This is a genomic window from Larkinella harenae (genome assembly GCF_054780515.1).
The window spans coordinates 1,818,581-1,837,763 of the sequence record NZ_BAAGWE010000001.1; the positions used below are offsets into that span (position 1 = coordinate 1,818,581).

A 19,183-nucleotide genomic window follows, 5' to 3' on the forward strand; every position below is an offset into this window, starting at 1 on the left:
GGGATTCCGCTTGCCGAAACAGCCCCTGCACCGTACTTTTGGACTCCTGAATCCGGTTTTCTTAACTGACCCGAACCCGCAACGGTTTATGCTGCGAACGATCTGCTTTTTCGGCTTTCTGCTGATTTCAACTTTAATTAAAGCCCAGCAACCCCTGCACGTGCTGGCGCTCAAGACGCCCAAAGACCTGCACAGCTTTTTCCGGTGGACCGGCAAGGACATTCCCATCGTCAGCGGCCATCGGGGTGGTATGGTAAAGGGTTTCCCGGAAAACTCACTGGCGACATTTGAAAATACCCTGAAACACACCCCGGCGTTTTTCGAGATTGACCCGCGGCTGACGAAAGATAGCGTGATTGTGCTGATGCATGACGCCACCCTCGACCGAACCACTACCGGCACCGGAAAAGTGTCGGACTATACCTGGGCCGAACTGAAAAAACTGAAACTGAAAGACGCCGAAGGAAACGTCACCGAACACCGCATTCCGACGCTGGCCGAAGCCATCGAGTGGGCGCGGGGCAAAACCGTGCTGAACCTGGACAAGAAAGACGTACCCTTTCCGATGATTGCCGCCATCATCCGGGAACACAAAGCCGATGCCTTTATGATGCTGACGGTTCATACGGCTGCCGAAGCTGCGTATTACTACAAAGACAACAAAAACCGCATGTTTTCGGCCTTCGTCAAAACACCGGAAGCCATGAAGGAATACGAAAAAGCGGGCATTCCCTTCTCACAAATGATTGCCTACATCGGGCCGGACATCAAGCCTGAAAACCAGGTGATGTACAAACTGCTGAATGCAAAAGAGGTAATGTGCATGATTTCGGCCGCACCCACCTACGACAAACTCAACACCCCGGCGGAGCGGGCCAACGCTTACCGCAGCATTTTTGCCGACGGGGCCAGCATCCTGGAATCTGACCGACCCATCGAAACCGCCGAAGCGGTTCAGTCGTTGATTCCGAACAAAAGCGCCAAAGCCGTCTACTTCAAAAAAGGGGTTTTCCACGACCGGTTTTAACCGGGGTGAATTCGCGCGGGTTTCCGTTTAGTAAAATCAGGGCGGGGAAGAGTATTTAGGGTCAGGTTTCCAGCGACTTAGAGTTGATTATGTCCATCCTGTTTCGCTATTTTTAGTCTTCTCTACGCTACCTGAAAAGATCCGCTACGATGGAAAAAAACGAATGGCTGACCAAACTGCCCCCGGTATTTACGGAGCCGGCGCTGCGGCAGGAAATGCTGACGTACGGAAAGTTTTTGTCCGTCAACAAAGACGATATGATTGTGCGCGAAGGGCAATACCTCGACTTCTTGCCCATTGTGATCCGGGGTGAAATCCGGGTATTTCAGCAAAAAGAAGACCGGGAAATTCTCCTGTATTACGTGCGGGAAGGACAAACCTGCATGATGTCGCTGTCGGCGGCTTATTTCAGCAACACCAGTACTGCGTACGGAATGGCCACCAAGCCGTCGGAGGTTTTTGTGTTTCCAACCCGGCTCGTCAACGAATGGCAATTGAAATACCCGTCGTGGAACGCGTTTCTGATCCAGACGTTCCGCAGTCGTTACGACGAATTGCTGGGCTCGTTTGAAAGTGTAGCTTTCGATCCGATTGATAAACGGGTTTTGGCGTATCTGAAAAGCCGGTCGGCCAAGGATTCTACGTCGAAGATTGAAATCTCGCATCAACATCTGGCGTATGAACTCGGCACCACGCGCGTTGTCATTTCCCGCATCCTGAAGGACTTTGAGCAGCAGGGAAAAGTCAAGCTGTTTCGCGGGGCCATTCAGCTAAAATAAATTTGTGCTTGTGTATCTTTTGATACCGTCTTTTGGCAGTATTCGGCTATAGATTTGTCCTGATCAACACCCAAACAGGATGAAAACGGTTTTCTACGCCCTGACGGTTTTTCTGCTCTCTTTGTCAGCTGGTTATTCCCAGTCCAAGTCGGTTTCTTTTCCTTTCAAAAAGATGAAATTTCTCATTCACGTAACGCAAAGCGAAGATCATACCCGGGCCGCGCTGGCCTTTCTGGTGGCTAAAACGGCTCTGGAAGAAGGCCATACCGTCAACCTGTTTCTGGCGGGCGATGGGGTCAAACTTTTGCAGGATCAGGTGCTGAACCAGGTCAGCGGTTTGGGGACCGGCCAACTCCGCGAACATTACGATGCCATTGTAAAAGGCAACGGACGGTTTTACTTATCCGGCAATTCGGCAAAAGCGCGTAGCATGACAGAAGAAGATTTGAAAAATAAACCCGCCGAATTTGCGCTGCCAACGGTGTTGGTCCGGCTGGCGACCGAGAGCGACAAAGTTTTTACGTATTAACCTTTAAACTTCATTAGACCATGAAAACACTGCATTGCCGGGAATTGGGCTTTGATTGTGAAGGCGTTGTCAAAGCGGAAACGGAAAACGAAGTGCTGCAACAGGCGGCTCAGCACGCCCAGGCCGTACACGGCGTGACGATTACGCCCGAACTGGCGCAGAAAGCCAAAGCGCTCATAAAGGATGAGTGAAGTGAGTAGCCTGGGGAAGGGCATAAGGAAGTAGAGATCGCCTTATGCCCTTCATTTGTCCTAAAGCCCGGCAATCCGCCAGCCGTCGCGGTAAATGCGGCTGAGGTACTTTTCGGCTTCGGGATGATTCGGAATTTTCAGGCGGGCCGCATCCCATTCCAGCAACTGACCCGGCACCCGAATGGCAACCGTTCCGAGAATAATGGCCTCGGTCATTGGGCCGGATTGCGCGAAATGCGACTCGGTTTTGGGCCCACCCAGACAGGCATCCACGAAATGGTGGTAGTGATTGCGGTCTTCCAGTTCCGGCGTTTTGTAATCCTTGAATTTTTCCTGCGGAAGCAACACCGGCATCTCACCGTGGGGAATCAGCAGCGCGCCTTTCGTTCCAATCAACATGGCCGATTCAGCGGGATAATCGTTTACCGAATAAAGCGCACGAACTTCTTCCGGCGGATAAAACTCTCCATCAAACCACTCCAGCGTCAGGTTGCGGATGGTTAGTTTTGTACCCGGAAACGCCCAGGTAATGTGGTCGCCCTGCGGCCAGGTGTCGCCCCGGCGTTCGGGGGCGTCTTCCCAGGACTTCTGCACCTCGGCAATGACGGTTTTGGGGGCTTTCAGGCCTAGCCCTTTCCAGACCGCATCGAAGATATGGCAGCCAATGTCGCCCGACCAGCCGGTTCCGAAATCCTGCCAGGCCCGCCATTTGGTGGGGTGATAAATCTCCGGCACAAACGGGCGCTGGGGGGCTGTGCCGATCCAAAGATCCCAGTTTAGCGTCGAGGGCGGTTCCTGGCCTTCCGTTGGGCGCGGACCCACGAGTCGATAATCTTTAATAGCTCCGGGACGGTTGGAGCAGAGATAGGCGTGTTTCACTTTGCCAATCGCTCCTTCTTTGATCCACTGCACGGCGGTGCGGTCGCCTTTGCCCGAAGCAATCTGGGTGCCCAACTGGGTTATGACGCCCGCTTTGACGGCGGCTTCGGTCAGTATCCGAACTTCCACCACATCGTGACACATCGGTTTCTGGCAATAAACGTGCTTGCCCGCCCGGATGGCCTGAATGGCAATGGCAAAGTGGTTATGATCGGGCACTGTTACGTTTACCGAGTCGAGGTTGGCGTTTTCTTTTTCGAGCAACTCCCGCCAGTCGGTATAGGTGCGGGCCTGTGGAAAGGCTTCAGCGGCTTTTTTCAGGCGAATTTCGTCCACGTCGCACAGGGCCACCAGGTTCACTTTAGGATGTTTGGCGAAGTTTTGCAGATCCCCCCAGCCCATACCACCGACACCGATGCAGGCATGGTTGAGCTTGTCGTTCGGGCCGAGTTTTCGTTTGGACGCCTTGAGCGCCAGGGGAGGTACCAGCGCCGTGGCCGCAGCCGCCAGCAGAAACTTCCGCCGGGAGACCGAAAAGTGGTTTTCATTCATGAAGGATGCCGGTTTAGGCGATTGCGAAACAGAAATAACCTGTCTTGCGCTCACGTACAGATAGTTGTAAATTAATCGGAGATTCCCGGAAATCCAATCATCACTTTAGGAGAAAGCCGCTTATCTTTAGCCGACCTTACTACATAAACATCCAAATCCGGCTCCTGATGCAACGTTTTACGCGAAAGTTTCAAACGGTTTTTCTTAGTGCGCTCCTGACAATTTTTGGCCTTGTGAATGGGTTGCCCGTCGTTGCGCAGGTAGGTGTTGGCACCAAAGCCCCGAAAGGAGCTGAAGTCCTGTTCGATGGATCACGCGAAATGCTCGATGCCAAATGGACCTATTGGGAGGGGCCGCGCTTTGCCGGAACGTTGCCCATTAAGTGGACGATCGAAAAAGATCCGACGGGTAGCGGGACGGTTTTGAACAGCAACGACCCAACGGCTGCCGGTGGCAAATACGGTTCGGCTGATATTGTCACCAAGAAAGCATTCCGGGATTTTCGGTTGCACGTAGAGTTTTTTATCTCCAAACCGGGTGGAAATTCGGGCGTTTATCTGCAAAACCGCTACGAAATTCAGGTGCTCGACGGCGATACCACGTCGCACGGTATGGGGGCGGTCATCAACGAAACACCCTCGCCGTATCATGCTTACAACGGCGTTGGCAAGTGGAATTCGTACGACATTGTGTTCCGGGCCGCCCGGTTCAAAGACGGTAAACGCACCGAAAAAGCGATGCTTACGATGTATTTTAACGGCAAGAAAGTTCACACTAATCAGCCAATCAACCAGGTGTGGGGCGGAGCCAATTCAGGTATTGACGGCGGAAACGATAAGGGCAAAGGCATCACCGATACGCCGGGCGGGCTGAAACTCCAAGCCGAAGGTCACGATGTCCTCTACCGTAACATTTGGATCAGGGAACTGGATTTGAAGAAGTCAGAAACGGATTTTTAGCCGTAGCGATCGGCGGTTTTGATCAAAAAGTCAGGGAATCCGGAACGTGGATTCCCAGCCCAGTTCCGCTCGTGCTTTTTGACTGGAAACCGTTCCGTCTTCTTCCGCAACGTTGTAAATGCCCCGTTTGCCGTAGGTCAGGGCCAGCCGGGCCGCATTCGCTGCGGCATCGACATGAACCGAACCACCCGCTGCGGGCTGGCTGAAACCGGTTTTGGGTCCGTAAAACCGACCATACCGTAAAACGATTCCTTCCAGCGGAGCCGCTAATACCTGGTTTTCCAGACTGATGACGCCCCGGGATTCCGGGTTGAGCGGAGCTTCTTCGGTATAAGGAAGCGGCCCGGGCGCGTAAGCAAACGCAATGCTCTGGGCAATGATTCGGTGAGCGCCAGCGGCCACCGCAGCCGCTACCAGGTTCCGGGTTCCAACGTCCCGCAACTTGGCATTGCGAACCAGCGCTTCGGGCATTTTCGCCGGGTCCAGGGCCGGTGGAAGATCGGTTAACTGGTGGATAACCACGTCGGGCCGGGCTTCGGTGACGATGCGGATCAGCGCATCGTCGTCAAATACATCAACCACCACCGGTTCGACACCCAGGCTGCGTAGCAAGGCGGTTTTGGAGGTTGAGCGTGTGGTGCCGGTTACGTGCCAGCCATCCCGCACGAGCAAGTGACAAAGCTGTTGCCCAACCGCCCCGCTAGCCCCGGCCAGAAAAATTCGTTTCATATACTGCTCCTAATAATCGCCTTCACCCACGTCCTTGGTCTTTTTCTTGGCTTGCCGCAACCGGTAATTGAACGTCAGGTTAACCTGCCGGAGCCGACCCTGCGAGTTGTTTTCGGTGTAAAAGTTGGGGCCTTCGGTAATGGAACGGAACCGGCGCGAGTTGAACACGTCAAGTACATTGAGCGTCAGCGTCGCGTTGCCTTTCATGATGTCTTTGCTGGCGGCAAAATCCAGGGTGGCAATGGATTTCCGGCGGCCCTGGGGTGTCAGCTGGGGCGCTTCGTAATTACCCCGAAACTGCAAATCGGTATTTTTCCAGACGGTCACCCGGTTATTAGCCCGTACAAACCAGCTGTACGTGTCGCTCTGAAAGTTGGTATTAAGGTTGGCACCGTTGGTGATGGCCCGGAAAAAGTTGACGCTACCGTCGAGCTTCCACCATTTGAAAAGCGAATAAGAGGTCGTGAATTCGGCCCCGTAGGAGTCTTCGGTGGCCAGGTTTTCGGGGCGGGTATTGGCAAAACCGTTTTCGTCGACCCGGCGAATCCGGATGATCTTGCCGGTTGTGTAGCGGTAATACAGCGATGATCCGATGGAGCCTTTGGCGAAATATTTGATGTGGCCCACTTCAAAAGCATCCGTAAATTCCGGGTTCAGGTCGGGGTTGCCGCTGAAAAAGTTACGGTTGTCGCTGAAAGTCATGAATGGGCTCAGGTCGTTGTACGTTGGTCGGCGCACCCGGCGGCTGTAGCTGAGCTGCAACGCATTCTGAAGCGGCAGATCGTACGTAACGTGAACGCTCGGAAACAGGTTGGCGTAACTGCGCGGATTGACGTCGTTGGTTTGCCGGAGCGTTGTTGTTACATCCGTCCACTCGGCCCGTAGCCCGGCCTGGTAGGAGAGTTTATTGGTTTTGTTGCCCAGAATACCGTAGAGCGCGTGGATGTTTTCTTCGTACAGAAAGTCGTTGGTCAGGCCCGGCAGCGGTACCCAGCCACCATCCGAAGTCTGCTGCCGAACCCAGTAGTCGTTGGTCATATCCCGGAAGCTGCTCCGCAAACCGGCTTCAAATTTTCCGTCTTTCGAAAAGGGCTGAACGTAATCGATCTGCACCAGCATTTGCTTTTCGGTTTCATCATTTACCGACCGTTGCAGGGTATTCGGAATGGAAGAAGGCTTGCCATCGGGCAAAACCGTCCGCTGACCGAAATACTGATCCGATTTCTCCCAGTTGTCCAGATACCGAACGTCGGCGGTCAGCTCGTGGCCCTGGCGTTTGAACGAGCGTTTGTAGGTGATGGCGTACTCGGAGTTGGGCTCGGTTTCGGTTTCATCCTGCGTACGGTACGTGGTGCTTAGCGGGTTGCTCAGGCTGTTCAGGTAATCCAGGTAACGGATGTCCGTAAACCGTTTCCCCTTGCTGATCCGCCAGGTGTACGAACCGGTCAGGACGTTTTTATCGTTGAAAAAATAGTCGATTCCGGCGCGGGCGTTGTTGTTCTGGCCCTTGAGTTTGCTGGTCGAATTCTGCTGCGTCAGAAAGGTCGAATCGTTGCGGTATACTTCCTGATATTGCGCACTCCGACCCGGCGTGTTGCGGAATGAAGCCGTGTAGTTTACGAAAAAGTTCAGGTTTTTGCGCCGGTAATTGACGTTGGCGGCCAGGCCGTAATTGGCCGGATTGCCCAGAATGACATCGAACGAGCCGTTAAAACCTTCTTTCCGCTCTTTTTTCAAGACGATGTTGATGACCCCGCCCATGCCTTCTGCTTCGTAGCGGGCCGACGGGTTGGTAATCACCTCGATGCGTTCAATCATGCTGCCTTGCAACTGCTGTAACCCGCTGCCGCCCTTGAAACTGACCAGACCCGACGGTTTTCCGTCGATCAGAATCCGGACGCTGCTGCTGCCCCGCAGGCTGACGTTGCCTTCAACGTCAACGGCCACCGATGGCACGTTGCTCAAAATATCGACGGCGGTTCCGCCCGCGTTGGCGAGGTCTTTGCCGACGTTGAAAATCCGCTTGTCCAGCGAAAACTCCATTGTGCTTTTTTCGCCCTGCACCACCACTTCAGCCAGCGTGCTGGCCGAAGCCGTGAGTTTGATCGTGCCGAGGTCGAGCGGAGCGTTCTCTTTGGTCAGCCGAACGGCGGACTTTTTCAATGATTTATACCCGATAAATTCCAGCAGGGCGTAGTAATTTCCGGCCGAGGCATCGATCGAAAAATCGCCGGTTTCGGTCGTAATCGCACCCGCCACAAAGGAGCTGTCGGTTTGTTTGAAAAGCCGGACACTGGCGAAAATGAGCGGAGCGTTCGTCTGAGCGTCCAATGCTTTTCCCCTCACTTTCAGTTTGCTATCCTGCGCGTAGGCCGATGGCAAAGAAAGCAAGCCGGTGATAAACAGACACAGAAAATACGTCAGGGAGGTTCCGGAAAACCGGCCCGAAACAATCGTAAAGGTTGGGTTCATTCAAATTGATTTCTTGTAGTGTGATAATAAGGCGTGCGAGAGCCTTTTTTACTGCGCGGTTTCGAACCGTCAGCCAGGCCTTTAAGCGCGTGTTGCGATGGTAGAGATGGAGCAGACGGCGGAAAACCGTATGATAAGGCAAAAATAGGATTTTTCTGGAATTAGATGAAAAATAAAATAGTGCCGGAAGCCTACAAAACTGCCGGTAAAATAGAGATGATTGCCGAACTTGGTTTTGAACCAGGAAGGATGAACTGATAGAAGATCGACCCTGTCCTGTCTTAAATATCTTGCAGGGTTCAGTTGGTTGAGCGCTAGAGCGGTTTCAGGCTGGAAAGGTGGTGTTGCAGCACCGGATCTTTGGCCATCAGAAGCCGGATATGCGAAAGAGCATCGGGTGAAAGGTTGGAGTTGCGGCTGATGATATCGACGCCTTCGGGGGTAAAGAGCGTTTTGGAAAACCAGATCACGGCCCATTGGCCGTCGGGGTCAAGGAGTGCAACCTTCCAGTGGCTCTTTGCCAGCCACAGCAAGCCTTTTCCGCGCCAGACAAAAGCCGTCGAGTCGGTTGCATCCGGGTAATCGTAACCGGTAATGGTTTTCGTTTTACCGTTTTTGCTGTAGTTGACTTCATCCAGCAAAACCGTCTTATTATTCTTTTGAACGATAGTGTAGTTGAAGGTCGGGTTGGTTTTGTCGCCCTTCAGCCACATCGGGAAGTTGGTACTGCCAATAAACCAGGTTCCGGCCAGGGTATGAAGGAGCGTTTTCACAAGGAAAAGAGTTGAGGTGGTTTCGGTTTTCCGTAAAAGAATATACTTTCAGGGCATTTCAATTGTTTAAGCAACCGGTAACCTGAGTAAAGCAAAACGCATGATGAAAGGCATAGTGGTTTTAGTTTTCGCGTTGGTTGTGGTATCCTGTACTCCACAACGGCCTTATGGTGAGCCTGTTGTGGAGCCGTCTTTGGCCGTGCAGGATATGGACAGTTTTTTGCGCTATCGTCAAAAGCACGTGAAACTGTACGAAGATTTTGAAGCGTTGGATACGGCATCCAATGCAATTTCGAAGGAACGTTTTCTCCAGCAGATTTCAACCGGGCAGTATTTTCCGGTGCGTTTACGGTCTACTGATTCATCGGTTTATTACCGGTTGTATTCTCTTGGAAAATCGGTTCATGACGACATCAAAACCGTATCTAAATATTGGGGCCTGGAGCAATACGAACACTTCCAGCAGGAAGGGCAATCGCTGCCGAAGTACGACCTGATTGATCTGGATGGAAACCGGTATTCCAACGAATCCACCCGGGGAAAGGTGCTGGTGATTAAGTGCTGGTTTATCAACTGCCTGCCCTGTGTACAGGAAATGCCCGCGCTCAACGCCATCAAACAGCAATACCAGGGTCGGAAGGATGTTCTTTTTGTCAGTGTGTGTCTGGATTCGCGCGATAAAGTTGAAGCGTTTTTAACGAAAAAGAAGTTTGATTATGCCGTTGTGCCCGATCAGGCTAAATTTCTGACCGATCAGCTTCAAATCAATTCGTATCCCACTCATTTTGTCATTAACAAGCAAGGATTAATTGCCAAAAAAGTTGGTGATTATCACGGCATGGTCTACGCCCTGGAAAAAGAATTAAGACAGTGAGATGAACCCTTTGGGGGCGTATCTTATACCCGCATGTGATCGGGTTGCCAGTGGGTGATGGCTTTCTTGATCTCGTCCGGACCCAGGTTTTCGGTCAGCGCACGTTGGACCAAACCCGGCAGCTCCTCATCGGACGCAAACCGCAGGGCGGCAATCTGGCCGAACGAAAGCCGGTTTTCCAGCAATTCAAGCCGTTGATGCGTCAGGACGTAATAACGAAACCGCATTTCCAGCCGGACAATGCGGTTCTGGTTATTGAGGGCGTAGTGTTGCCGGAGCATCAGCGCGAGCCAGGTAATGAGCCCAACCAAAAGTGCAAGAAAGAGCCAGAGCGTGGAATGTTCGTTGTCGTTCACTGTGAAATAAATACTAATGCCGAGCAGAAGGAGGACAACCGGATAAAATACAAAATGGTGAGGTGGATAATAACGAACGTGATTTTCGTAATTTTGCGTTTTCATGGCGGTCGATGGAACGTTGGAGGCAGCTTTCCTTGTAAAGAATAAAACGACCGACATTGTTTACGGATATGACTTTTGAGGATTTAAATCTAAATAAACCGCTCCTGAATGCCCTGCAGGACCTGGGCTATACGGCGCCCACGCCCATTCAGCAGAAGGTATTTTCGGTGGTGATGTCGGGCAAGGATGTGTGCGGGATTGCCCAGACCGGAACGGGAAAAACGTTCGCGTACCTATTGCCGAGTCTGCGGCAACTGCAGTTTTCAAAAGATCGGCTTCCGCAGCTGCTCATCATCGTTCCGACGCGTGAGCTGGTGGTGCAGGTGGTGGAAGCGGTGCAGCAGTTGAGCGCGTACCTCACGCTGACGGTGGTAGGGCTGTACGGCGGGGTCAACATCAAGCCGCAGATTGCCGAAGTCGAGAAGGGGATGGATGTGCTGGTGTCGACGCCAGGTCGGTTGATTGATCTGTCGATCAAAGGGCTGCTGAAAACGAAAGCCATCAAGCGGCTGGTGATCGATGAGGTGGATGAAATGCTGAACCTTGGTTTTCGGACCCAACTGGAAACCATTCTGGATTTACTGCCTGCCAAACGCCAGAACCTGCTGTTTTCGGCTACGCTGACCGAGGAGGTGGAAACGCTGATCGAGACGTATTTCAATAATCCGGTCCGGATCGAAGCCGCGCCGGTGGGAACGCCCCTGGAAAACATTCAGCAGACGGCGTACGAAGTGCCGAATTTTTATACGAAAGTCAACCTGCTGGAAGCCCTGCTGTTCCGCGATGCCGAGATGAACCGGGTGCTGGTGTTTGTGGCCACGAAAGAGCTGGCCAATCACCTCTACAACGAGTTGGTCAAGGAGTTGCCGGAGCAGGTCGGAGTGATTCATTCCAACAAGGAGCAGAATTACCGGTTCAATGCCGTGCGGCAGTTTCAGGATGGAACGTACCGAATTTTGATTGCAACGGATATCATCGCCCGTGGACTGGACATTGCTGAAGTGTCGCACGTGGTCAATTTCGATCTGCCCGAAACACCAGAAAGCTATATTCACCGGATTGGCCGCACGGGCCGCGCCGATAAAAACGGGATTGCGATTGCGTTCGTTACCGAAAAACAGAAAGAGCAGCAAGCGGCCATCGAAGCGCTGATGAATTACAAAATTCCGGTGCTGCCGCTGCCGAAAAGCCTCGAGATTTCGGATGAACTCATTGACGACGAAAAGCCGAAGATCAACATGAAGCTGGCTGTTGAGAAAATTCACAAAAGCGAAACCTTCGGCGGAGCTTTTCACGAAAAGATAGAAAAAAACAAAAAAGTGAACGTCCGCCGGGATCACGCCAAGGAAATGATGAAAAAATACGGCAAGCCAATTAAGAAAACCCGGAAGAACAATTGATGGTTACGAGTATGTCTTTCTCCTCGCTCGGTTTAGCCGAACCCTTGCTGAAAGCCGTTGAGGCCCAGCAGTATATTAATCCGTATCCCATTCAGCAGGAGGCCATTCCGGTTATTCTGAAAGGCCACGATGTGCTGGGAATTGCCAAAACCGGATCGGGCAAAACCGCCAGCTTTGTGCTACCGATTCTGGATCGTTTGCAGCGCCGGAAAACCACGATCAACCGGAGTGTCAAAGCCCTGGTGCTGGTGCCGACCCGCGAATTGGCCGTTCAGGTAACCGAAGTTTTTCAGGCGCTGGGTACGTATTTGCCCCGAAGAATAAAAGCGCTGGCGGTTTACGGTGGGGTGTCGATCAATCCGCAGATGATTGGCGTGCGGGATGCGGAAGTGGTGGTGGCAACGCCGGGCCGTCTGCTCGATCTGGTCGCTTCCAATGCCCTGCACTTGTGGGATGTGGAGGTGCTGGTGCTCGACGAAGCGGATAAAATGCTGGAACTGGGCTTTGCCGACGAGATGAATCAGGTTTTCGAGATGCTGCCCAAAAAACGGCAGACACTGCTGTTTTCGGCAACGTTGAAAGAGAGCATTCAGGAAATCCGGGATCACGTTCTTCACAATCCAATCAAGGTCGAAATCGCCGAAGAACCGCAAAATATCGACCAAATCAAGCAGGTTGCTTACCGCATCGACCTGGAGCGCAAAGGGCCATTGCTACGGTATTTGATCAAAGAGAAACAGATGCAACAGGTACTGGTGTTTGTTTCGTCCACCCGAACGGCGGACAATCTGGTGGTGAAGCTCCGCAAGAACGGTATTCAGGCCGAAGCAATTCACGGCGATAAAAGCCAGGGCGCCCGCACCGAAACGCTACGGAAATTCAAAGCCGGATCGCTGCCGGTGATGGTGGCTACGGACCTGATTTCGCGGGGCATCGACATCCAGTTGCTGCCATTTGTTGTCAATTACGAACTGCCGCGTTCGCCCAAAGATTATGTGCACCGGATTGGCCGCACGGGCCGTGCCGAAGCCGAAGGCGAAGCGATTTCCCTGATCACCCCCGACGACGAACACCATTTCAAGATCATCCAGAAAAAAATGCGCAAGCGCGTCGAGATGATCGAAACCGAAGAGTTGAATTTAAAAGGATATTGACGGGGCAGCAGAATAGCGACAAGCGAGCAGAGACAAGGGAACAATGAAACCGACGCGATAATCGTCTGGTATAGCGTAACGTCTTGTGTCCCTTGTCTCATGTTTTTTAGCGTTCATTTCCTTGTCTCTGCTCTTTTCAATTCTTATTGTTCATCAGCACTGGGGCCGTAACTGCCCGGAATGGGGATGTTTAGCAAACGCAGGTAAACGCCAAGCTGGGCACGGTGGTGAACAATCTGGCTGTACGAAATCCGGATCATTTCGCCTTTTGAGGTATCACTGAAAATAGCATTGCCGTTGCGCAGTACCCAACGCCCTTCCAACTGGTCTTCGGTGGCTTTCGAGAGTTCTTCTTTTCCTTCGGCCAGTGAGCGTTCAAAATAATCCAGGAGTTGGCTGGTTGTGCTGATGGGTACGGTCTGGTACGGTGTGACGGCAAAATCCAGTTCGTCGGTCGTCAGGGTCAGGCTTACCCACGACGGCAATTCGGCAATGTGCGTTGCCAGCGAGCGAACGGTCATGCTTTTCGGGTGCGGCTGCCAGTCGTATTTATCGTCGGGAACACGGCTCAGCATTTTGCGGGTGGTTTGGGCTTCCTGATCCATTTCCTTCAAAAGCGTTTCGATCTGTGACATGGTTGTTGGTTTTTGTTTACGTTACAAAGTAAACGTCACCCTGTGACAGCCCTATGTCAGTAGCTTTTCGCCCGAAAGCGATAAATTTGGCGGATTGTTGTCTACCTATACGAGAACCAAAAAATGACGGAGACTGGACGGAATGTACTGTATGTGCTTGGGAGCGTTGGAATTCTCTACGGACTGCTTTGTTTTATTGTACATTACCTGGACTTTGGATGGAAATTGATAAACGGCACCTGGTTGCACGAAAAGCTACCGATCATTAAAAAAATGCGGTCGGGCCTCTTCCACCGGTTTTTGATTTTCCTGGTGTTGGCCGTGATCTTTTACGGTGGACTCAGGCTGTTTCTGGGGTTTATTCCGGACGATTGGGGCAGAACGGACGCCGACGGGCGATTCCATTCGTACCGGGCTCCTTTCATTAGTATATTGGCGGTGGCAATTGCCGGGATAACCCTATACGGTTTTTACCTGGCCGATGCTCGTTCGGAAGAAGAGCTGGAAAAAAGGCAACCCAACTAAGCAGCCTTTTCTCCGTCGACGCAAAGGACGGCCGCCTTTATTTGTCCATTACTATCCCGTCAAAGGCCCCCAGTTTCCCCAGTTTAAACTCCACAAAACCATCTTTCCAGGTAAATGGGATCGGTTTTTCGTTCACCATCGAAAAAACTTTTGACGGTTTGAAGGCGGATTTAATGCGGAACGTCAGGTCGTAAACCGGCAGCGGTTCGAAGTAGGTATTACCGCTGAAGCCTGTCAGATTAACCAGGTGCAGAATCTGGCCGTCGGTGGTTTTTTTGTTCAGGTTGGCTGGAACGTTCCGGGTATATTCCTGCAAAATCAGTTCGACGCGCTCCGGGGCGTTGGTTTTTACAAGTTGCGTCGCATTTGGAAAAATGTAATCGATGGCGTCCAGCAGAAGGTTTTTATGCTGTTCATAACCGTGCATGTAATACAGTCGGCCCAGATTGACCGGCAGGATGACGGCCTTGCTTTTTGGATGATTTTTGACGCCCATCGCAAAATAACCGGTTGGGTCATGACCGCCGATGATCTCGGGCGGTCCCGGGCGGCCCTTCGCCAGAATGGGCAGAAACGTCTGGTCGGTGCCCTTCAGGTCATACAGACCCAGATTGAATTTCCAGAACAACATTTTCTGCTTCAGAAACCGTTTGAAAACGGTTTTATTTTCCGGATTGAGGTAAAAACCGGCTCCGTCATGGTCTTTATTCACGATTTTGGCGCCGAATAATTCCTGCAAGGTTTCGGGGCTATCAAATAACGTGCGGTTGGTGGCAATCAGGTTTGTGCCCTGCTGGCTGGCTTCTTTCAGCGTCCGGATGGCGTCGGCGCTCAGGTAAGTGATTTCCGGCAGAATCAGGAGTTGGTATTGTTTTACTTTTTCGGCCCGGTTGGCCAGCTGTGCGTCTTCGATGATGTCGAACGGAATGTGCGCTTCTTTCAGCATGAGCTGAATACCACGGTATTCCTGCATGGGTTCGCCACTCGGCCAGGCCCCCGGCGCAACCACGGCTACTTTTGCAACCGATTTATACTTACCAAAATACGGTTCGTGCTTTTTGTGGTGGGCGTAAATCTTCCTGACCACCTCAAAATTGCGCTCGTCTTCGTAACCACGCAGGTCGCCCATGAGGCTGATATCCAGCCCCGAACCATTGGCAATGTTTTCGTACAGCCGAATACCGACTTCTTCCGGCTCCACGGCGTTGTAGCGCGACTGAAACGAAATCTGCTGGATGCTGGCGTTGCTGATGACGTGATCGGGAAAGGAGTTGATGGCATTGCCCACGTTGTCGGACGCCGTGTAGGGCCAGTAAGGAAGGCTGGTGCTCGACTGCGATTCGTGCCGGATGATGTCCACGTATTTATCCATGTACGTGCAAATGGCGATCTGGTTGTTTTTGGACTTTACGAGTTCGTGCAACCGCTTCGACCAGTCTTCCACGGTCGCTTTTTTAAACGCCAGGTATTTCTGAAAAACCGGATCGGCCTTGTTTTCCACGGTTGGCAATGTCATGCCGTTGCTATAGGCCGCAAAGGCTTTCTTATCGAACTCGTTCTGGTCAATGCCGTGGTATTTGCCTTCGTAGGGGTTGTTGACCTGGTAGCCCGGCATGTTCAGAAAAATGCCGTCGATTGGAAACTTGTCGATCACTTCCCCAATGATTTTGAACGCCCGGTCCTGCACGTACGGCGCGTTGATGGACACTACGTACATGTCCGTGTTGATGATTCGCTCCCCTTTGGGCGAGATGTAACACCAGTCGGGATGGGCTTTAAAAATGCTCTCGTGCACCCGGCTAAAGTCGAACCGCACGATGACCCGAATGCCGTGCTGGTGGCATTTCTGAACGACCTCCCCCAGGGTGTTGGGCTTCATATACGGATTGGTATACTGAAAGTCGAGTTGGGTTGGGTAAAACGCCATGATGCCGCCCGCGTTGATCAGCAGCGTGTTAGCCGAGCAGTTCAGCAGATCTTGCAACAAAGAGTCGGGATTCAGGGTAGCTGCTTCGTAGGCAGGAAGGTTGGTTTGGATAACGCGCAGGTTATTTGGTTTCCACCAGGGAAGATTGTCAGGCCATTTAACGACAGCACTCGGCGAAACGGTTTTTTGGGCGATACCGGTATTGGAAAAAAGCAGCAAAAGCAGGAGGGATAGGAACGATATATTCTTCACGGATGAACGGTTCTTAATGAAACGACGGGACTAAAAATAAGGAGAAAGTATTCGTTAACCAACGGTTTGTTCATTCGTTGTCGGCTGGATGACCTGCTTACACCGGGAGCGGCACAACCCCGGGGCTACTTAATCCGAGGGGATTCTGGGCCTGCCGCCCGGCCTGCGTGATCTGGCTGTGCCGGAAACGTCTCATTAACGAACCGCACTGTACCGGTCTGGGGCATTATAGAAACGGTGGCACTGGCCAATTGGGTTAAGAACGTCAACGCAGAGCGTTCGATTTTGATGAAAAAAGCAGTTTATTCGCCGATTTTTAAGGGTGGTACGGCGTCTTCACCCATCCGATCCGGGAACGCGATGAAATCATAAATTCTATTCAAAAGTAGAAAAAACACCACCGGGAAACGACGTTTTTGGAAGCGTACATAGCTTTGTTGACCGAAAACGGTATTCGTTACGACGAAAAATTCGTATCGTTGTAAAAACCGAGGCTATGAAACTTACCTGGACTTTCTACTCCAAAACGGAACCGGCTATCACCCTAACCGTTATCTACGTTTCAACCCTGGATCCGCATCAGCTTGAGCATGGTGGTTTTCTGGACCAGGAATCCAACCGGGCTTACGTTGACTGGGTTACCTTCAAACGCTTCGACGATGCCTCGGTTAAGGTACGGAGAGATGCTTTTGCCCGCTTGAAGCGCATCACCAAAAAAGAAGCGACAAGACTCGAACCACTATCCTGATTTCTGTCAGTTCGTTACGAAAGAAACGTCAGCGTTTGGCCCAGCTACTCGTTATAGATTTGCCTTTGTAGTAGGGTTCCTTAAAGAGCCTGTCGAAAACTCTTAAACGATATTTTCAGATGGACAAAGACTTAGTCGGAAAAACCGCCCTGGTTACCGGAGCCGCTTCGGGCATTGGTAAGGCGGTAGCGATTCTTTATAGCCAGCACGGCGCCAATGTTATGCTATCAGATGTAAACGAAACCCTGGGGCAGCAGGTCGTGGATGAAATTGTGGACGCAGGGGGCCAGGCGCGTTTTTTTAAGGCCGATGTAGGCGACCCGGCCCAGTGCCAGCAACTTGTGAAAGAGACGGTTTCGGCGTTTGGTGGACTGGATATAGCCTGTAACAACGCGGGCATTGGCGGAGAGTCAAATTTAACGGCCGACTATTCGCTGGAAGGCTGGCAACAGATCATCAACATCAACCTCAATAGTGTGTTTTACTGCCTGAAGTACGAACTGGAAGTGATGCTGAACCAAAACCGTCCGGGCGCTATCATCAACATGGCGTCGATTCTGGGGCAGGTCGGTACGGCACAGGCACCGGGCTATGTAGCGGCCAAACACGGCGTGGTGGGGCTCACCAAAACGGCCGCGATGGAATATGCCGCCCGCCGTATTCGCATCAACGCGGTCGGTCCGGCGTATATTGATACCCCGCTCCTGAACGCTATTCCCGAGGAAGGCAAACAACTGCTCATTGGGTTGCACCCCATCGGACGGCTGGGAAAATCGGAGGAAGTGGCCGAACTGGTCATCTGGCTTTCGTCCGATAAAGCGTCGTTCGTGACCGGGTCTTATTACCCGGTGGATGGTGGTTATCTGGCCCGATAAGAAAAGGAGCGGTTCCGAACGTTCGGAACCGCTCCTTTTAGTTAATTCACATCCGGCATCCGGGTGACCGTGAAATACCCTTCGATAGTAGGGCCAATCAGGGATTTAGGAACGCCGATTTTGCTAAGACCGGTGGGGGAGACGGTAAATTTGCCGCTGACGGTTTCGGTGGCTTTTCCAACTTTTGTGATGGTTAACGAGCCCCCGCTATTGAGGAAACCTTCCTTTTCGATCCAGTAGCGAGCTTCGTAATGATTATTTCCTTTCATGTCATTTAGTCCAAAAGCCGTCATATTTTTGGATTGATCGACCATCGACCAACGGTAGGTACCTACTTCGCCTTTCCAGATGATAGAAATGCCAATGTCGTTGATTGCATCGAAGCCCCCCAGTGCATATTCTCCTTTCTGCCGGACCACAAACGTGTCGTGAATGGTTTTCCAGGGACCACCGCCAATGCGATAAACCAGCGCATTCTTGGGCAGCAGTTCAACGTTAGCCACAAACAGAATCTTCCCTTTTTTGGCGTTGAATGCCACCGAGACACCAACGCTTTGCGGGTGCGGAATGAAAGCCGGGGCTTTATAAAGCGCGTGCGACTGGTTGGATTGTGGGTTGATTTCTCCTTCCTCGGCGTCCGGATCTATGCTATGCAGCTCCCAGCTGCCTTCTTTGACGTACTTCGGATCCAGCGGCTGCCCTTCATAGATGACCTTTACTTCAGGCTGCACCAGCGGAGCCAGCAGTTCATCTACTTCCATCATGGTCGCAAATTCTTCGTACGAATTGATTTTAACGTATTGAATGAGTTGAAACTTCTGCTCCTGTTTTTCGGTCAGAGTTACTGAAAAAGGCAGCAGACGGACCGCCGTGGCAATACTCCAGTCGCTAAAATGAGTGGTTGCGACCCGAATGGTGTGTGTTTTCTCGTTGACGGCCCGGCTCATGGCCAGGTTCCAGACGCCTTTCTCATCCTGATAAGCCAGACTCAACGCCTTTGCCGAAGCAATGGAGTCCTTTAAGGCCGCGTACGAAAACTCGATGGTCACGGGTTTGGCAAACTCGACATTGTGGGGCAGCAGCCGAACGCTTTTTCCCAGGCCCGCCGGGCAGGTGGCTTCTACGGTTTGGACGGAAATGACGGTTTCGGTTTTCACCGCTCCCGCCGGAACCGTCAGTTTCAGGCCATTTTCCACCGAGTTGAATTCACCCCCGGCTGGGCCTATGGTAACTGTTTTTAGGGCACCTAACGGTTTTCCAACCGGAAACGATTTGGTCTCTTCAACGGGTGGCTCCACCACCGGATCAACCATAATGGGGTCTTTTTTGCAGGATGTCAGCACAGCCAGGAAAGCCCAGCTTGCCAGCAGGTAGCGTCGTACGTTCATTGGTGTTTCGTAGTTGTTGTTTCGTGCAAAGGTAAAATGGCCACTGTGGCGGCA

Annotated in this window: 19 protein-coding genes; 11 read left to right on the forward strand and 8 right to left on the reverse strand. The window is 52.1% G+C overall.

The genetic code is table 11. From position 1 onward, the window contains the following. The first annotated feature begins 10 nt into the window (after window positions 1-10). The 4 genes from ACYVH9_RS07350 (at window position 11) to ACYVH9_RS07365 (ending at window position 2,526) form a co-directional block, all read left to right on the forward strand. Window positions 11-1,027 carry a glycerophosphodiester phosphodiesterase family protein gene (locus tag ACYVH9_RS07350; protein WP_460635650.1) on the forward strand — a complete coding sequence of 339 codons (1,017 nt, stop codon included), beginning with the start codon at window positions 11-13 and terminating at the stop codon, window positions 1,025-1,027. A gap of 149 nt (window positions 1,028-1,176) precedes the next feature. Continuing rightward, a complete protein-coding gene (locus tag ACYVH9_RS07355; protein WP_460635651.1) occupies window positions 1,177-1,806 on the forward strand; it encodes a Crp/Fnr family transcriptional regulator in 630 nt (209 codons plus the stop codon). Between the two features lie 79 nt (window positions 1,807-1,885). Continuing rightward, on the forward strand, window positions 1,886-2,335 hold the full coding sequence (locus ACYVH9_RS07360; protein WP_460635652.1) for a DsrE family protein: 450 nt from the start codon (window positions 1,886-1,888) through the stop codon (window positions 2,333-2,335). Between the two features lie 20 nt (window positions 2,336-2,355). Further along, complete coding sequence (locus ACYVH9_RS07365) at window positions 2,356-2,526, forward strand: DUF1059 domain-containing protein (RefSeq protein WP_460635653.1); 171 nt, start codon at window positions 2,356-2,358, stop codon at window positions 2,524-2,526. A 60-nt stretch (window positions 2,527-2,586) separates the two neighbouring features. Here ACYVH9_RS07365 and ACYVH9_RS07370 read toward each other — a convergent pair whose 3' ends face one another. Then, complete coding sequence (locus tag ACYVH9_RS07370) at window positions 2,587-3,957, reverse strand: Gfo/Idh/MocA family protein (protein WP_460635654.1); 1,371 nt, start codon at window positions 3,955-3,957, stop codon at window positions 2,587-2,589. A gap of 167 nt (window positions 3,958-4,124) precedes the next feature. On the opposite strand from ACYVH9_RS07370, the gene ACYVH9_RS07375 reads away from it, so the two are divergent. Further along, window positions 4,125-4,916, forward strand: a complete 792-nt coding sequence (locus ACYVH9_RS07375) for a 3-keto-disaccharide hydrolase (protein WP_460635655.1) — start codon at window positions 4,125-4,127, stop codon at window positions 4,914-4,916. Between the two features lie 30 nt (window positions 4,917-4,946). On the opposite strand, the gene ACYVH9_RS07380 is transcribed toward ACYVH9_RS07375, so the two are convergent. The 3 genes from ACYVH9_RS07380 to ACYVH9_RS07390 all read right to left on the reverse strand — a co-directional run bounded on the left by ACYVH9_RS07380 (window position 4,947) and on the right by ACYVH9_RS07390 (window position 8,890). Next, complete coding sequence (locus tag ACYVH9_RS07380; RefSeq protein WP_460635656.1) at window positions 4,947-5,645, reverse strand: NAD-dependent epimerase/dehydratase family protein; 699 nt, start codon at window positions 5,643-5,645, stop codon at window positions 4,947-4,949. Between the two features lie 9 nt (window positions 5,646-5,654). Then, entirely contained in the window at window positions 5,655-8,117 is a 2,463-nt protein-coding gene (locus ACYVH9_RS07385) for a TonB-dependent receptor (protein ID WP_460635657.1), read from the reverse strand. A gap of 314 nt (window positions 8,118-8,431) precedes the next feature. Then, window positions 8,432-8,890 (reverse strand): lipocalin/fatty acid-binding family protein, encoded by a 459-nt coding sequence (locus ACYVH9_RS07390; RefSeq protein WP_460635658.1) that lies wholly within the window; start codon window positions 8,888-8,890, stop codon window positions 8,432-8,434. 100 nt (window positions 8,891-8,990) lie between these two features. On the opposite strand from ACYVH9_RS07390, the gene ACYVH9_RS07395 reads away from it, so the two are divergent. Continuing rightward, window positions 8,991-9,764: a TlpA family protein disulfide reductase gene (locus ACYVH9_RS07395; RefSeq protein ID WP_460635659.1), complete on the forward strand. Its 774-nt coding sequence runs from the start codon at window positions 8,991-8,993 to the stop codon at window positions 9,762-9,764. A gap of 23 nt (window positions 9,765-9,787) precedes the next feature. Here the strand turns inward: ACYVH9_RS07395 and ACYVH9_RS07400 are convergent, their stop codons facing one another. After that, window positions 9,788-10,225, reverse strand: coding sequence for a DUF6526 family protein (locus ACYVH9_RS07400; RefSeq protein WP_460635660.1), 438 nt, complete (start codon window positions 10,223-10,225; stop codon window positions 9,788-9,790). 68 nt (window positions 10,226-10,293) lie between these two features. Between ACYVH9_RS07400 and ACYVH9_RS07405 the strand changes: the two genes are divergently transcribed. Together ACYVH9_RS07405 and ACYVH9_RS07410 are read left to right on the forward strand one after the other, a co-directional pair. After that, window positions 10,294-11,625 carry a DEAD/DEAH box helicase gene (locus ACYVH9_RS07405; RefSeq protein WP_460635661.1) on the forward strand — a complete coding sequence of 444 codons (1,332 nt, stop codon included), beginning with the start codon at window positions 10,294-10,296 and terminating at the stop codon, window positions 11,623-11,625. Between the two features lie 11 nt (window positions 11,626-11,636). Continuing rightward, entirely contained in the window at window positions 11,637-12,779 is a 1,143-nt protein-coding gene (locus tag ACYVH9_RS07410; RefSeq protein WP_460635662.1) for a DEAD/DEAH box helicase, read from the forward strand. A gap of 143 nt (window positions 12,780-12,922) precedes the next feature. Here the strand turns inward: ACYVH9_RS07410 and ACYVH9_RS07415 are convergent, their stop codons facing one another. After that, window positions 12,923-13,414 carry a DinB family protein gene (locus tag ACYVH9_RS07415; protein ID WP_460635663.1) on the reverse strand — a complete coding sequence of 164 codons (492 nt, stop codon included), beginning with the start codon at window positions 13,412-13,414 and terminating at the stop codon, window positions 12,923-12,925. Between the two features lie 123 nt (window positions 13,415-13,537). Between ACYVH9_RS07415 and ACYVH9_RS07420 the strand changes: the two genes are divergently transcribed. Further along, window positions 13,538-13,939 (forward strand): hypothetical protein, encoded by a 402-nt coding sequence (locus tag ACYVH9_RS07420; protein WP_460635664.1) that lies wholly within the window; start codon window positions 13,538-13,540, stop codon window positions 13,937-13,939. Between the two features lie 37 nt (window positions 13,940-13,976). On the opposite strand, the gene ACYVH9_RS07425 is transcribed toward ACYVH9_RS07420, so the two are convergent. Then, entirely contained in the window at window positions 13,977-16,118 is a 2,142-nt protein-coding gene (locus tag ACYVH9_RS07425) for an alpha-amylase family protein (protein WP_460635665.1), read from the reverse strand. 496 nt (window positions 16,119-16,614) lie between these two features. Here ACYVH9_RS07425 and ACYVH9_RS07430 point away from each other — a divergent pair, with 496 nt between their 5' ends. Together ACYVH9_RS07430 and ACYVH9_RS07435 are read left to right on the forward strand one after the other, a co-directional pair. Continuing rightward, window positions 16,615-16,866, forward strand: a complete 252-nt coding sequence (locus ACYVH9_RS07430) for a hypothetical protein (RefSeq protein ID WP_460635666.1) — start codon at window positions 16,615-16,617, stop codon at window positions 16,864-16,866. A 119-nt stretch (window positions 16,867-16,985) separates the two neighbouring features. Continuing rightward, window positions 16,986-17,741, forward strand: coding sequence for an SDR family NAD(P)-dependent oxidoreductase (locus tag ACYVH9_RS07435; protein WP_460635667.1), 756 nt, complete (start codon window positions 16,986-16,988; stop codon window positions 17,739-17,741). Window positions 17,742-17,782: 41 nt separating this feature from the next. Here the strand turns inward: ACYVH9_RS07435 and ACYVH9_RS07440 are convergent, their stop codons facing one another. After that, window positions 17,783-19,129, reverse strand: coding sequence for a hypothetical protein (locus ACYVH9_RS07440; RefSeq protein WP_460635668.1), 1,347 nt, complete (start codon window positions 19,127-19,129; stop codon window positions 17,783-17,785). Window positions 19,130-19,183: the final 54 nt, after the last annotated feature.

Coding starts and splice junctions, on each gene's coding strand:
- ACYVH9_RS07355 (WP_460635651.1), top strand. CDS start 1,177: ATGGAAAAAAACGAATGGCTGACCAAACTGCCCCCGGTATTTACGGAG.
- ACYVH9_RS07360 (WP_460635652.1), top strand. CDS start 1,886: ATGAAAACGGTTTTCTACGCCCTGACGGTTTTTCTGCTCTCTTTGTCA.
- ACYVH9_RS07365 (WP_460635653.1), top strand. CDS start 2,356: ATGAAAACACTGCATTGCCGGGAATTGGGCTTTGATTGTGAAGGCGTT.
- ACYVH9_RS07370 (WP_460635654.1), bottom strand. CDS start 3,957: ATGAATGAAAACCACTTTTCGGTCTCCCGGCGGAAGTTTCTGCTGGCG.
- ACYVH9_RS07375 (WP_460635655.1), top strand. CDS start 4,125: ATGCAACGTTTTACGCGAAAGTTTCAAACGGTTTTTCTTAGTGCGCTC.
- ACYVH9_RS07380 (WP_460635656.1), bottom strand. CDS start 5,645: ATGAAACGAATTTTTCTGGCCGGGGCTAGCGGGGCGGTTGGGCAACAG.
- ACYVH9_RS07385 (WP_460635657.1), bottom strand. CDS start 8,117: ATGAACCCAACCTTTACGATTGTTTCGGGCCGGTTTTCCGGAACCTCC.
- ACYVH9_RS07395 (WP_460635659.1), top strand. CDS start 8,991: ATGATGAAAGGCATAGTGGTTTTAGTTTTCGCGTTGGTTGTGGTATCC.
- ACYVH9_RS07400 (WP_460635660.1), bottom strand. CDS start 10,225: ATGAAAACGCAAAATTACGAAAATCACGTTCGTTATTATCCACCTCAC.
- ACYVH9_RS07405 (WP_460635661.1), top strand. CDS start 10,294: ATGACTTTTGAGGATTTAAATCTAAATAAACCGCTCCTGAATGCCCTG.
- ACYVH9_RS07410 (WP_460635662.1), top strand. CDS start 11,637: ATGTCTTTCTCCTCGCTCGGTTTAGCCGAACCCTTGCTGAAAGCCGTT.
- ACYVH9_RS07415 (WP_460635663.1), bottom strand. CDS start 13,414: ATGTCACAGATCGAAACGCTTTTGAAGGAAATGGATCAGGAAGCCCAA.
- ACYVH9_RS07420 (WP_460635664.1), top strand. CDS start 13,538: ATGACGGAGACTGGACGGAATGTACTGTATGTGCTTGGGAGCGTTGGA.
- ACYVH9_RS07430 (WP_460635666.1), top strand. CDS start 16,615: ATGAAACTTACCTGGACTTTCTACTCCAAAACGGAACCGGCTATCACC.
- ACYVH9_RS07435 (WP_460635667.1), top strand. CDS start 16,986: ATGGACAAAGACTTAGTCGGAAAAACCGCCCTGGTTACCGGAGCCGCT.
- ACYVH9_RS07440 (WP_460635668.1), bottom strand. CDS start 19,129: ATGAACGTACGACGCTACCTGCTGGCAAGCTGGGCTTTCCTGGCTGTG.